The sequence below is a fragment of the Bradyrhizobium sp. USDA 4504 genome (assembly GCF_054063995.1).
This window is the reverse complement of record NZ_JBSSGV010000001.1, coordinates 7,734,454-7,747,178: the sequence shown is the minus strand read 5'-3', so window position 1 is coordinate 7,747,178 and position 12,725 is coordinate 7,734,454. Positions and strand designations below refer to the sequence as shown.

General features: G+C 64.8%; 13 protein-coding genes and 1 tRNA gene. 6 read left to right on the top strand and 8 right to left on the bottom strand.

Annotation, left to right across the window (positions count from 1 at the left end):
* Nucleotide 1: 1 nt before the first annotated feature.
* The 3 genes from ACVMB1_RS36240 to ACVMB1_RS36230 all read right to left on the bottom strand — a co-directional run bounded on the left by ACVMB1_RS36240 (nt 2) and on the right by ACVMB1_RS36230 (nt 3,288).
* A complete protein-coding gene (locus ACVMB1_RS36240) occupies nt 2–1,432 on the bottom strand; it encodes a UbiA family prenyltransferase (RefSeq protein ID WP_076832794.1) in 1,431 nt (476 codons plus the stop codon).
* A 157-nt stretch (nt 1,433–1,589) separates the two neighbouring features.
* Nucleotides 1,590–1,666, bottom strand: a tRNA-Arg gene (locus ACVMB1_RS36235).
* A gap of 119 nt (nt 1,667–1,785) precedes the next feature.
* Nucleotides 1,786–3,288, bottom strand: a complete 1,503-nt coding sequence (locus ACVMB1_RS36230) for a flavin-containing monooxygenase (RefSeq protein ID WP_083715167.1) — start codon at nt 3,286–3,288, stop codon at nt 1,786–1,788.
* 84 nt (nt 3,289–3,372) lie between these two features.
* Between ACVMB1_RS36230 and ACVMB1_RS36225 the strand changes: the two genes are divergently transcribed.
* The 3 genes from ACVMB1_RS36225 to ACVMB1_RS36215 all read left to right on the top strand — a co-directional run bounded on the left by ACVMB1_RS36225 (nt 3,373) and on the right by ACVMB1_RS36215 (nt 6,179).
* On the top strand, nt 3,373–4,023 hold the full coding sequence (locus ACVMB1_RS36225; protein WP_076832797.1) for a TetR/AcrR family transcriptional regulator: 651 nt from the start codon (nt 3,373–3,375) through the stop codon (nt 4,021–4,023).
* A gap of 200 nt (nt 4,024–4,223) precedes the next feature.
* Nucleotides 4,224–5,321, top strand: coding sequence for a helix-turn-helix transcriptional regulator (locus ACVMB1_RS36220; RefSeq protein WP_057020156.1), 1,098 nt, complete (start codon nt 4,224–4,226; stop codon nt 5,319–5,321).
* Nucleotides 5,322–5,513: 192 nt separating this feature from the next.
* Nucleotides 5,514–6,179, top strand: coding sequence for a hypothetical protein (locus ACVMB1_RS36215; protein ID WP_076832800.1), 666 nt, complete (start codon nt 5,514–5,516; stop codon nt 6,177–6,179).
* Nucleotides 6,180–6,293: 114 nt separating this feature from the next.
* Here the strand turns inward: ACVMB1_RS36215 and ACVMB1_RS36210 are convergent, their stop codons facing one another.
* From ACVMB1_RS36210 to ACVMB1_RS36200, 3 genes are read right to left on the bottom strand one after another with little or no spacing between them, the layout of a single operon-like run.
* Complete coding sequence (locus tag ACVMB1_RS36210; RefSeq protein WP_057020158.1) at nt 6,294–6,716, bottom strand: CAP domain-containing protein; 423 nt, start codon at nt 6,714–6,716, stop codon at nt 6,294–6,296.
* A 22-nt stretch (nt 6,717–6,738) separates the two neighbouring features.
* On the bottom strand, nt 6,739–6,945 hold the full coding sequence (locus ACVMB1_RS36205) for a hypothetical protein (protein ID WP_057020159.1): 207 nt from the start codon (nt 6,943–6,945) through the stop codon (nt 6,739–6,741).
* Between the two features lie 40 nt (nt 6,946–6,985).
* Complete coding sequence (locus ACVMB1_RS36200) at nt 6,986–8,008, bottom strand: 2-dehydropantoate 2-reductase (RefSeq protein ID WP_076832803.1); 1,023 nt, start codon at nt 8,006–8,008, stop codon at nt 6,986–6,988.
* 151 nt (nt 8,009–8,159) lie between these two features.
* Here ACVMB1_RS36200 and ACVMB1_RS36195 point away from each other — a divergent pair, with 151 nt between their 5' ends.
* Both ACVMB1_RS36195 and ACVMB1_RS36190 read left to right on the top strand, forming a co-directional pair.
* On the top strand, nt 8,160–8,765 hold the full coding sequence (locus ACVMB1_RS36195) for a YidB family protein (protein WP_076832806.1): 606 nt from the start codon (nt 8,160–8,162) through the stop codon (nt 8,763–8,765).
* A 36-nt stretch (nt 8,766–8,801) separates the two neighbouring features.
* Nucleotides 8,802–9,080, top strand: coding sequence for a GlsB/YeaQ/YmgE family stress response membrane protein (locus tag ACVMB1_RS36190; protein ID WP_024582682.1), 279 nt, complete (start codon nt 8,802–8,804; stop codon nt 9,078–9,080).
* Nucleotides 9,081–9,245: 165 nt separating this feature from the next.
* Here ACVMB1_RS36190 and ACVMB1_RS36185 read toward each other — a convergent pair whose 3' ends face one another.
* Together ACVMB1_RS36185 and ACVMB1_RS36180 are read right to left on the bottom strand one after the other, a co-directional pair.
* Nucleotides 9,246–10,028 (bottom strand): SDR family NAD(P)-dependent oxidoreductase, encoded by a 783-nt coding sequence (locus ACVMB1_RS36185; RefSeq protein WP_076832902.1) that lies wholly within the window; start codon nt 10,026–10,028, stop codon nt 9,246–9,248.
* Nucleotides 10,029–10,120: 92 nt separating this feature from the next.
* Complete coding sequence (locus ACVMB1_RS36180) at nt 10,121–10,882, bottom strand: N-acyl homoserine lactonase family protein (protein WP_076832809.1); 762 nt, start codon at nt 10,880–10,882, stop codon at nt 10,121–10,123.
* Here ACVMB1_RS36180 and ACVMB1_RS36175 point away from each other — a divergent pair.
* Nucleotides 10,871–12,712: an AMP-binding protein gene (locus ACVMB1_RS36175; protein WP_246786753.1), complete on the top strand. Its 1,842-nt coding sequence runs from the start codon at nt 10,871–10,873 to the stop codon at nt 12,710–12,712. The genes ACVMB1_RS36180 and ACVMB1_RS36175 overlap by 12 nt on opposite strands.
* Nucleotides 12,713–12,725 lie beyond the last annotated feature (13 nt).

Sequence of the window (12,725 nt, the reverse complement as noted above, 5' to 3'; positions counted from 1 at the left end):
GCTAGATGGCGGCGAGCATGATGGCGCCGATCGCGCCGAGCGCGACCCAGCTGACGCGATCCCTCAGCGCAAAGATGACCGGATCGTCGTCGATCAATCCGCGCTGCGCGAACAACATCACGCGGCCGATCCAGTACATCAAGATCGGACAACCGACCCAGAGCAGTTGCGGATGGCTGTAAAGCGCGCGCACCGTATCGGACGAGATGTAGAGCGTGAAGATCACGACGGCGTTGAAGCCTGACGCGGCGGCGAGGATCGCGATCATCGATTTGTCTTCGACCTGGTAGCCGCGCGCCGCCAGCACGGCGCCGTCCGGCTGGCCGGCGAGCTCGATATAGCGCTTCACCAGCGCCAGCGACATGAAGATGAACAGCGAGAACGCGAGCAGCCATTCCGACATCGGCACGCTGATCGCGACGGCGCCGCCGATCACGCGGACGGTGTAAAGCGTGGCGAGCACGACGACGTCGACGGTCGCGATGCGCTTGAGCCAGAACGAATAGGAGGTGGTCAGCGCGAAATAGCCGAGCAGGACGCCGCCGAACTCGATCGATATCGACATTGCGATCGCGAATGCGGCGACCAGCGCCAGGGCCATCGCGCCGACGGCCCGCGATGCCGGGATGGCGCCGCTTGCGATCGGGCGGTTGCGCTTGGTCGGATGCGCGCGGTCGGCCTCGACGTCGAGAAGGTCGTTCAGGATGTAGGCGCCCGACGCGCAGAGCGAGAATGCGATCACCGCAAGCAGCGACGTCGCCGCCGATCCCAATGCGAATTTGTGTGCGGTCAGCAGCGGCACCAGCACGAGGGCGTTCTTGGCGTATTGATGCACCCTGAACAGCTTCAGCCAGCTGCGCATACTGACGCGCATACTGACCCGCGCGGGCGCGGACGGCTCGGATCGAGCGGAGCGCGCGAGGCGCGATGCGGAATCGGGCAACGCGACCGCCGCGCTGCCGATATAGTCAAAGCCCTGCCGAAGCACGGGCGGCAGCTCTTCGCGCTGCGCCGGCGGCAATCGACGTTCCGGCGCGGCAGCCCAGGCGGTGAAGACGCCAAGATGCTCGGCGACCGCGCTGACGAACGGCTCGGGATGGGTTTCCGAGCAAAGGTAGACCGGGCGGCCTTCGCCCAGCACCTGCAGCAGGAACCTCACCGCGTCGGGGTCAAATTGCGCCCGGGATGGATCGAACCCCGATCGAGCTACACCATGAGTCGATCGCGCTTGCGCTCCAAGGGAAGCGGTGATCGCCGCGGCGAAAGCGCGAAGGCGGCGGATCAGATCGGATGCGATATCGGCCGGGACGGAGCTTCCCCGCACCATGACCTCGTCGACATCGACGACGAGCGGCCGGCCCTTCGAACGCAGCGGATCGCGAAGGGCATCGCCGCCCCCCTGCTCAACCCGTTCTGGAACGCTAGCTCGCATACGTGCGGTCTTCCGGTGCCCCCTCCCCATTGTCCCGGGCTTTCCCTAATTTGGGGTGAACTTGATCTCGGGTGAACTTGGGGGGAGCGAACGCCGGGCAGATGGCGCCGAAATGCGTGGTGAAAAGCCTCACCGACAGCGCGCGGCGAGCGAAAAATGGCGATCCCGGGAAGACTCGAACTTCCGACCTACGGTTTAGGAAACCGTCGCTCTATCCGGCTGAGCTACGGGACCGCACGGCCCGCAGCGAAAGCATGCGGGCGTCGCCATCCCATAGCAGAGCTGCCGGGTGATCGCCAGCCCGCGCCACATCGGGCGCGCGCGAAGTTGCATGGCGTTTGGCGCGTCGCGCGTTACGCCACCTGGCGTGCCGGATTCGAGGCGGCATCCGCGCTGGCCTGACGCGCCGGGAGAAACTCGATGGCTTCATCCTTCAGCGAGCCGAAGCGCAGCGTCATGATATCGAGAGCATAATTCTGGTAGAGCCGCCACGGCCGGCGCGAGCCCTGCTTGGGGAACCTGGCGGCGGCGCGCTGGATATAGCCCGATGAGAAATCCACCCAGGGCAGTTCGGCGACATCAGGGTCGTTCCGCCGCGGCGTGACCTGCGCGTAGCCGTTCGCCTTCATGTGGTTGAGCATGCGGCAAACATATTCGCAGGTCAGGTCGCATTTCAGCGTCCAGGACGCATTGGTGTAGCCGAAGGCGGCGGCGAGGTTCGGCACGCCCGAGTACATCAGCCCCTTGTAGTTCATGGTCTTCGACAGATCGACGCGCGCGCCGTCGACATTGATCTCGAGTCCGCCGAGCACCTGCAGATCGAGGCCGGTCGCGGTCACCACGATGTCGGCGTCGAGCACATTGCCGCTCTTGAGCTTGATGCCCCCACGCGTGAAGGTCTCGATCTGATCGGTGACGACGGACGATCTGCCGTTGCGCAGCGATTCGAAGAGATCGCCGTTCGGCACCAGACAAAGCCGCTGGTCCCACGGATTGTAGCGCGGCGTGAAATGGGTGGCGACGTCGTAGTCCGGACCGAGTGCATGCCGCACGCCGCCGAGGATCAGCTTCTTGACGCGCTCCGGATCGCGCTTGCAGAGCCGGTAGAAATACATACCGAACAGCACGTTCTTCCAGCGCGTGAGGCCGTAGGCGAGTTTCGCGGGCAGCCGCGCGCGCAGCCAGTTGGCGACTTTGTCCTCGTCGGGCCGCGCCACGACATAGGTCGGCGAGCGCTGCAGCATCGTGACATGGGCGGCGGTCTTGGCCATTTCCGGCACCAGCGTCACCGCGGTCGCGCCGCTGCCGATCACCACCACCTTCTTGGCGGCATAGTCGATGTCGTCGATCCATTTCTGCGGATGGACGACACGGCCGGCGAAATCGGCGATGCCGGGGAAGTCGGGCGTGTAGCCGTGTTCATATTTGTAGTAGCCGCTGCACATGAACAGGAAGCTGCAGGTGAAGCGCTCGATCGTCTTCTCCGGCCCGCGCTCGACCTCGACCGTCCATTGCGAGTCCGCCGACGACCAGTCGGCGCGCACGACGCGATGGTTGAAGCGGATGTTCTTGTCGATGCCGTAGGCGCGCGCGGTCTCGCGCACATAGTTCAGGATCGACGGGCCATCCGCGATCGCCTTCGGCTCGGTCCACGGCCGGAACGAATAGCCAAGCGTGTACATGTCGGAGTCGGAGCGGATGCCGGGATAGCGGAACAGGTCCCAGGTGCCGCCAATGCAGTCGCGGCCTTCAAGAATGGCGTAGCTGCGGTCAGGGCAGTTGGCCTGCAAATGATAGCCGGCGCCGATGCCCGACAGTCCCGCGCCCACGATCAACACGTCGAAATGAACGGACACGCCTTGACCCTCCCGTGGCAGTATTGACAATACATATTGTCAGATAACTTGACATCTGACAATGCCTCGTGTCAATACACTTTCATGGCAAGCAGCCGGAAAGCCCGCCTCTATGGCGGTATGGACGCCGAGGAACGCCGCGCCGAGCGGCGGCTCAAGCTGATCGACGCGGCGATCGAGGTCTATGGCGAGGTCGGCTATCGCGGCGCCACCGTGAAGGCGATCTGCGAGGCGGCCGAGCTGACCGAGCGCTATTTCTACGAGTCCTTTACGAACAGCGAGGCTCTGCTGATCGCCGCTTACGGCCATGTCGTCGGCCACCTGCACGAGGAAATGACCGCGGCCGCTGCAGCCGCAGGCGACGATGCCGAGATGAGGCTGCACGCGGCGCTGACGCTCTATTTCACGCGGCTGAAGCAGCACCCGAAGCCCGCCCGGGTCTTTCTGCTGGAAATTTCAGGCATCAGTCCGGCGGTCGATGCCGTCAAGCTCGACGCCTTGCGCGTCTTCAGCGACATCCTGGTGCCGCCGGCGCTCGACCCGAAGCGCAGCGGCAAGGGCGCGGCCGCCTCGCTGCTCTCGGTCGGCATGGTGGGCGCCGTCATCTCGATCGCGCTGCGCTGGGTGTCGAAGCAATATCCGCAGGCCGTGGAAGAGGTCGTCGCGATCGCCGCCAGCTTCTGCCGCGTGGCGCTGACCGAGGCCGGCCACCGTGAGGATGGTCACTTATCGTAGCGGCCGGATCGCACCGGCCAGCGGGACCCGCCGATTTTCGATCATGTTTCGCCAGCGCTTGCGGACCCGGCCCCTAGCCTGTCGCTGATTTAACTTGCATATCGGGCCCCTGGGTTTTCTTATGCCCGGTACCGGGCGCAACGAGGTGCAGCCTGTTTCGCCTGACAAAACAACGCTGTTTGCATCGGCGGAGCTGAATTTTGGTCGATCTGCACAGGCTTGACGATGTGACCGCGCGCCTCGGCGATGTGGTTCTCGATCCCTCGACCTGGCCGTCCTTCATGGACGAGGTCTGCGCCGCCGTCGGCGCGACCGGCGCTGCGATGCTTCAGAGCGATATCCGCACTGAAGACATTCCGCGCACGGACTCGATCACCGAGTATTTCACCAAGACCTACTTCCCGCACAATCTTCACCTCACCGACATCCGCGCGGCCCGCGGCGTGCCGCTGATGCATGCCGGCGTCGATGTCATCACCGATGCGGATCTGTTCGAATCCGAAACCGAGATGCTGCGCGATCCGCTCTACGCCACGCTCGGCGAGTTCGGACTGAAATGGTTCGCGGCGATCGGCTTCCACTCCGGCCCGGCGTTATGGGCACTGACGATCCAGCGTTCGCCCAGGGAAGGCTTGTTCGACGCCGACGAGATCAAGGCGCTGCAAAGGGTGTCGGCGCCGCTCACGGAAGCCGCGACGCTCTCCGCCGTCGTCGGCCGCTCCGCACTCTCGGGCATCACCGGCGCGCTCGATCTGATCCAGGTCGCTGCGATTGCCGTCGGCCGCTTCGGCACCATCATCGGCATGAACAGCCAGGCGGAACGCTGCCTCGGCTACGACCTTGCGATCCGCAACAATCGCCTCACCCTGCTCGACCGACAGGCCAATGCCGATCTGACCAGGCTGATCGATCAGTTGGCCCACAGTTCGGACCTGCACCCATTGCCGTCGTCGCCGATCGTGGTGCGCAGGATCGACAAGCGGCCGATCGTGATCCAGATCCAACCGGTGCCTCCGGCGGCGCGCTCGCCGTTCCTCGGGGCGCGCGCGATCCTGTTGATCCGCGATCTCGAAGGCAGCGCCGCGTTCGATCAGGCGCTGCTGGCGGCGACGTTCGAGCTGACGCCGGCGCAGGCACGCCTCGCCGCGCGGCTTGCGCGCGGCGATTCGGTCGAAGCGGCCGCTCAGGCGGCCGGCGTTGCCCTTGCCACCGCGCGCAATCAGCTCAAGACGATCTTCCAGAAGACCGGCACCCACCGGCAGGCGGAACTGGTTGCGTTGCTGCACAGGGTGAAGTGAACGATTAAAGGCGAATTGTTCTGATCTCCGGCCCGTTCCGACGAGATTCTTCAATTATTCCAATCGCGAAGGCTGTGTTCCATCAGCCGCGGCAACATTCCACAGGTCAGGAAAATCGTCGGGTTCCCGGGTGACAAGTGTCACTAAAATGGCGACAATCTGCTCACTCTGTGTCGTTCGGGTTTGGTCTCAATGTCCGTGATGCCGTCACGATCATCGACGTTGGCTGTTGCCGCTTTCGCCGTCGCTTGCGTGCTGGCGCCGATGAGCGCGCACGCGCAATGGTGGCGCGGCGGCCCGAAAGACTTCGAGGACTGCGCCGACCTCGCCGAGAAGGCGAAGACCAGGGAAGACAAAACCGCGCAACTCGCCGATTGCAACGCCAAGTTCGCCGGCCGTCGCAAGCCTGGCGGTGGCTACACCTATTACGACTTCATGCAGGACCGCAGCTTCGACATCGCGGGTCCCAATCCGACGCCGGACGAGCAGAAGAAGATCGACCAGGAATATACCGGCTATCTCGAGCAACAGCGCCGCTCGCGTATCGTCGCGGCGTTCAATGCGAAGCAGCTCGAGCGGCAGGAGACACAGCCGGTGCGGCCGCCGCAGATCCAGCAGGCGTCATTGCACAATGAACCGGCGCGCAGTGAGATTGCGAAAGTCCCCGTCCCCGCCGCAAGGCCGGTCAAGCCGCGGGTCGCGGCCGTCCCTATTCCCGAACCGCGGCCGCGGGCAAGCAACTGCATGAAGGGTACGTTCTCCTGCGAATGGCCGCGGCTTTCCGAGGGATTGGACGGCCTGAAGAAGCTGTTCACGCCGACACCGCCGCCACCGACCAAGGTTGCGAAGCGAAACTGACGGTTCGCTTGGTCATTCCGGGGCTCGCGCAAGCGAGAACCCGGAATCTCTCTGCCATTTCCGTCGAGATTCCGGGTTCGTCGCTTCGCTCCGCCCCGGAATGACACCGCAGGCTCAATCGGTAATCACCATCGCCCAAAACCTGCGGTACGGCGACTTCGGATTGTCGACGAAGGCGACGCCGACGCGCTTGGCGCCCGGCATCAGCAGGTTCTCGCGATGGCCCGGCGAATTCTCCCACTGCTTCAGCATCTCGGCGAAGGCGATGAAGCCGGCGCCGATATTCTCGGCGGCGCGCTGCTTCTTGAGCGGCGCGATGCGCGTGAAGAAGCTGCCGCCCGCGGAGTGGCTGACCGATCCGGTCGCCGACATCGCCTGGGCCTGCTTCAGCGCCATCGCGTTCAGCTTCGCGTCGAGCTTCACCGCGGGCATGCGGTTGGCGCGCCGGTAGGCACTGATCGAGCCGGCATAGTCGGCGGCACCTGAGGCCGTGGTGAAGCCAAACACGAAGGTGAGCGCGAGGAACAGCAGCTTCATCTGAAGTCGTCTCTGTAATGGATCAGTGCGCGCGGGTGCGCTTGTGGTGTCGGGGCGCGACCGATTTGTGCGCAGGCGTGGCCGCTCGGCTGGCTGCCGCAGCCGCCGCGCGCTGCTCCTGCAAGCGCGCATCATAGCCAGGCGACGGTGTCACGGTCGGCGGCGCCGCACGGACCGGGCCGGCCGCGAGCGCAACAAGCGTGAACAGCATGATGCTGGACCATTTCATGATGTCATCTCCTCTGTTGTTCGATCGACGTGGCGGACGATCATCGGCGTTCATGGTCACTGCCATCGCGGATCTGTTCGGGCGTTAGCCCCGGCGAGCCCTTGCCGTCCGCCTCCGCCTTCCGGATCAGCGCGATGACGCGGCGCGACAATGGCGCCTCGAGCCCGCGGCGATCCGCGATCGCGGTAATCACGCCCTGCAAATAGTCGATCTCGGTGCGGCGGCCGCGCTGCAGATCCTCCCACATCGAGGAGCGCGCCTCGGGATCGATCTTCATGGTGCGGCCGAGCAGCATGTCGAACAGCGCATCGGGCAGCCGCAGCAAAGGCGGCATCCAGTTCGACGGCAGCGGCGTCGGCGACACCGGCGCAATGCCTTCGGCGCGCACCGCGGCCAGGCCCTCGGCCATCTGATCGGCAAGCAGTCGTCGCCAGCCGCGCTGCGCGAGCTGTTGCCGCAGCGGAATATTGGACAGCGCATTGAGCGCATTGTTGAGATTGACGACCAGTTTGCCCCACTGCACGCCGTCGATATTGCCAGTGGACTTGATCGCAAGACCCGGCACCGACAGCCGCGCCGCGGTGCCTGCGTCATCCTGCGCGATGACGATGTCGCCGGAGGTCGAGCGATGGAAGCGGCCGTCGCCGAGCGCGACCACGTTGAACGGCACCATGCCGCCGAGCACCCTGCGGCCCGGCAGAAGGTCGCGCAGCAGCGGCACATTGCCGACGCCATTCTGCAGGCTGATCACCGCGGCATCGCCAGGCGCGTGGCGCGCGATCGCATCGGCCATCGCAGCGGTATCGGCGCTCTTCACCGTCACCAGCACGGTCTGAACGTCGGACAAGATCGACGGATCGTCGGACACAATGAGCCGGTCCGCGGATACCGTCCGCTCGGAGCCGTCAAAGCTGCTGACCCGCAAGCCGTTGCCTGCGATCTCCTGGATCAGCCGCGGCCGCGCCAGCAGCACGACACGGCGCCCCGCAGCCGCGAGCGTGCCGCCGACGAAGCAGCCGATGCTTCCCGCGCCCGCAATGCCAATCGGCCGGTCCTGGTTCATCTGGCCAAACGTCCATTCATCATTGGCTCGATAGCAGACCTTGGGTTGCCTGCCTATTTCGACGCACCGCGGTCCGGGTGGCCCGCCTTGTAACCGTCATGGGCGGAAGCTATGTTTCCCGCTCGGGGCACGGTTGCGGCAGGAGACGATCATGGGTTTACTCGACGTACTCAATGGCATGCAGAACGGCCCGCGCGGTCCGAGCGCGCCAAGCACCTCATCCGACAGTTCGAGCGGCGGCGGAATGTCGCCGATGACGATGGCTATCCTCGCGCTGCTCGCCTGGAAGGCGGTCAAGCATTTCTCCGGCGGCCAGGCGGACGCGAGCGCCCCTGAGCCGAAGCCGGCGCAGGCGCCGCCGCTTCCTCCCGGCAACGTCACCGCAGGCCTGCCTGGCGGCGCCGGCAGCGGCGGGCTCGGCGATCTGCTGAAGGGCGGCCTTGGTGGCCTGCTCGCCGGCGGCGCAGCCGGCACCGTGCTCAGCGGCGGCCTCGGCGATCTGCTCAACCAGCTGCAGCAGAAGGGCCATGGCGACGCGGCCAATTCCTGGGTCAGCAACGGTCCCAACAAGCAGATCGCGCCCGGCGATCTCGCCAACGCGCTCGGCGCCGACCAGATCAACTCGCTGGCATCGCAGAGTGGCCTCTCGCGCGACGAACTGCTGCAGGGCCTCAGCCAATATCTGCCCGACGCGATCAATCACCTGACGCCGGACGGCCGGCTGCCAAGCGGCGACGAGTTGCACCGCAGGCTCTGACGGTAGCGTTGATTCCATCTGAGGAGGACGACAGTCATGGGCGGCATCATCTGGGTCATCATCGTCGGCTTTGTCGCGGGGATCATCGCGCGATTCCTGTCGCCGGGACCGAACAATCCAAGCGGCTTTATTCTCACCACCGTGCTCGGCATCGCCGGCGCGTTTCTTGCGACTTTCATCGGCCAGGCGATCGGCCATTACGGTCCCGAACAAGGTGCCGGCTTCATCACCGCCACGATCGGCGCTCTGGTGGTGCTGTTCATCTGGAATCGGCTGGTCGCGGCGCGCGTGATCCCGGATATCGGAAACAGGTGACGCCGTAGGCGTCATCCCGGAGCGATGCGAAGCATCGAATCCGGGATCTCGAGATTCCGGGTTCGATGCTAACGCATCGCCCCGGAATGACGGAACAACGACAGGTTCAAAATCAAAATGCCCGGGCCAGGCCCGGGCATTTTTCATTTGTGCAACGGCGCTCCGTCACTGAATCAGATGCATGCCGGCGTCCATGCGGACGAACTCACCGGTCATGTTGCTCGACGCCGGGCTCGCCAGGAAGCAGACCAGGTTGGCAATGTCTTCGGCCGTCGAGGCGACCTTCAGCGGCACGCGCGCCACCACGGCATCGCGCACCTGCTTGGCGCCGGCCTCGCCGCGGCCCTTGGTGAACCAGGGCGTATCTATATAGCCCGGACACACCGTGTTGACGCGGATCAACGGTGCCAACGCGCGCGCCAGCGACTGCGTCATGGTGTTGAGCGCGCCCTTGCTCGCGGCATAGGCGACCGACGAACCACCGCCGGAAATGCCTGCAACCGAGGAGACGTTGACCACAGCCGACGGACGGCTAGATGCCTTCGCGCCGGCTTCGAGCAGCGCGCGCGCGGCACGAACCATCTGGAACGGGCCGATGGTGTTGACGGCGTAGATGCGCTGGAAATCTTCCGCGGTCAGGCCGTCGAGATCGTGATGCGGCACGTGCTTGGTGGTGCCCGCATTGTTGACGAGCACGTCGAGGCGGCCCCAGCCCTGCGCGGCGGCTGCGATCTTCTTGCAGTCCTCATCGCGCGAGACGTCGCCCTGCACCACCAGCACCTCGGCGCCCTGCTTGCGGCAGACTTCCGCGGTCGCCTCGGCTTCCGCCTTGCTGTTGGAATAATTGATGATGAGGCGCGCGCCCTGCGTGGCGAGGATTTGCGCGGTGGCGGCGCCGAGTCCCGATGCCGATCCCGTCACGATCGCGCACAAACCATCCTTGGACATCTGCATTTTCCTTGTTGTTGTGAGCCAGATGAACTCCGGCGGCGGCACACCATATCGCGTGGAACGACATCTGCAAGCCGCGCCCAAAATCCTCACGTGTACGCGTTCAGGCCCTTTTGCAGGCTGGCCCACTGCGCTTCGTCATGGCCGCAGATGATCTTGACGCCGGACGCCTCGAGCCTGGCGATCTCGTCGAGCGACTTCAGGAACTGGCCGACGTCAAGGCTGTTCCTCGGCGAGGTCCGCTGGTCGAGATTGGCGCGCACACTGAGCGCGTCGGAGGCGAGCAGGAATTCGCCGCTGTTGTCGAGCTTGACCAGCGCGCCGGTCGTTCCCTTCGAGTGTCCGGGCAGCGGGACCAGCGTCAGCTTGCCGTCGCCGAACACATCCATCTGCTTGTCGAAGATCTCCATCTTCAGCGGATGATCCCAATCCGCCTTGATGTATCCGCGATCGAACGCGTTATCGGCATTCGCGGCCTCGATCTCGAGCGCGTGGACGAAGATCGTCGCCTTCTTGAAGAAGGCGTTGCAGCCGCAATGGTCGGTGTGCAGGTGGGAGCAGATCACCACGTCGATGTCATCAGCGCCAAGGCCAACGGCCTTCAGGCTCGTCAGCACATGATCATCCGCCGGCATGATCGGGCGCATGTATTTGGCGAGCGTGCCGAGCCGCCCTTCAGGATCGGTCGCGACATCGGGATGGCATCCGGTGTCGAACAGCACATTGCCCTGCGCATGCCGCAACAGCACGCAGGCGACCGGAAGCTCAATCATCTCGCCGCGCGCCGCATCGGGCAGATAGGTCCGCTTCGACATCTGGAGACGGCCGCCCGACAACATATGCATCTTCATCTCGTTACCTCCGCTTTTGGCTTCAAACTACATATGAGTTTTATGGAAACTCATAATGGATTTGACAGCATATTATTCGTCCTTATAGCTTCCGCGCAACGTCGCGATCGCATGACAAATGCGCTCAACGAAGCACCCGGGCTCCTTCGGATCGGCATCGTTGGCATCGATCAGCGGCCGTCGAAGGGAAGTTTCGCCACGATGTACACCGTGTTCAGCACGTTCGCTGCGACATCCGATGCGGCAGCGTTCAAACCCTTTCTCTGCATTCCCGCGCGTGCCGACCGCGCATACTTTCCCGACGGCGTCGAACTGTCCTATGGCGGCATCGCGCGGCAGGTCTGCGCGTTGCGCGATCAGTACCGTGCAGCAGGCTTCGGCCACGGCCACCGCGCCTGCCTGCTGCTGGAGAATCGCCCCGATTTCATCGTGCACTGGCTGGCGCTCAACGGCATCGGCGTTTCGATCGTTCCGATCAACCCGGCCTATCGCGCAGCGGAAATCGAATACCTGATCGCGCATGCCGAACCCGACCTGATCGTCACGCTGGCCGATCAGAAGGAATTGCAGAAGGCGCTGACCGGCGACGTTCCGCTGCTCACCGTCTCCGGTGACGATCTCGGCGCCAGCGTCGAGACAGTCCCGCACGCCCAGCGACCGCCACCGCGCGCCGACGAGCCGGGAAGCGAGACCGAGGCTGCGCTGCTGTACACGTCAGGCACGACGGCGCGTCCGAAGGGATGCATCCTGACCAATGAATACGTGGTCTCGACCGGCCGCTGGTACGTCAGCCACGGCGGCGAGGCGACGTATCATGCCGGAATGGAGCGCCTCTACAGCCCGCTGCCGCTGTTCCACATGGCCGGCCTGACGCTGACCCCGATCGCGATGATCTTGACCGGCGGCTGCCTGATCCTGCCGGAACGCTTCAACGCAAAGTTTGCCTGGCACGACATCGTCGCATGCCGCGCCAGCGTGCTGCATTATCTCGGCGTGATCGTCGCGGCCCTGCTGGCGCAGCCGGAGACGCCGGACGAGAAGGCCCATGCGCTGCGCTTCTCGATGGGCGTCGGCGCCAATCCCGAGCAGCGCGCGCGAGCCCGCGAGCGCTTCGGCATCCCCTTCGTCGAAGGCTGGGGCATGACGGAGACCGGGCGCAGTCCGTTCAACACGGTCGAGCCGCGCCATCTCGAGACCAACACCATCGGCCGCAGCGTACCGGGGCTCGAAATGACGATCCTCGATGCCGACGGCAATACGCTGCCGGCTGGCGCAGTCGGTGAACTCTGCGTGCGCCATTCGGAAGCGACGCCGCGGCGCGGCTTGTTCTCCGGCTATCTGAAGGACCCCGAGGCCACCGAGCAGGCCTGGCGCGGCGGCTGGTTTCACACCGGCGACAGCGCCTGGCAGCACGAGGACGGCGCCTTCGTGTTCGTCGACCGGCTGAAGCATCTGGTCCGGCGCGCCGGCGAGAACATCTCGGCGGCGGAGGTCGAGGCCGTGCTGACGACGTCGCCTCAGGTCAAGCAGGCCGCAGTCATCGCCGCGCGCGATCCGATCCGCGACGAGGAAGTTGCGGCCTTCATCGTGAGCAACGACGGCGCCGATGCTTCACGCGAGCTCGCGCAGGACATCTTCCGCTTCTGCCGCGAACGCCTGGCGGCGTTCAAGCTGCCGGCGTGGATCGCTTTCGTCGCCGAGTTGCCGCTGACCTCGACCAACAAGATCCAGAAGCACGTGCTGCTCGGCGCGGACAGGGATCCGCAGTCGCATCCGGGCATGATCGACCTGCGGCAAGACAAGACCAACGCCATAAGGCAATCGAACTAGAGGAAACCAGGGA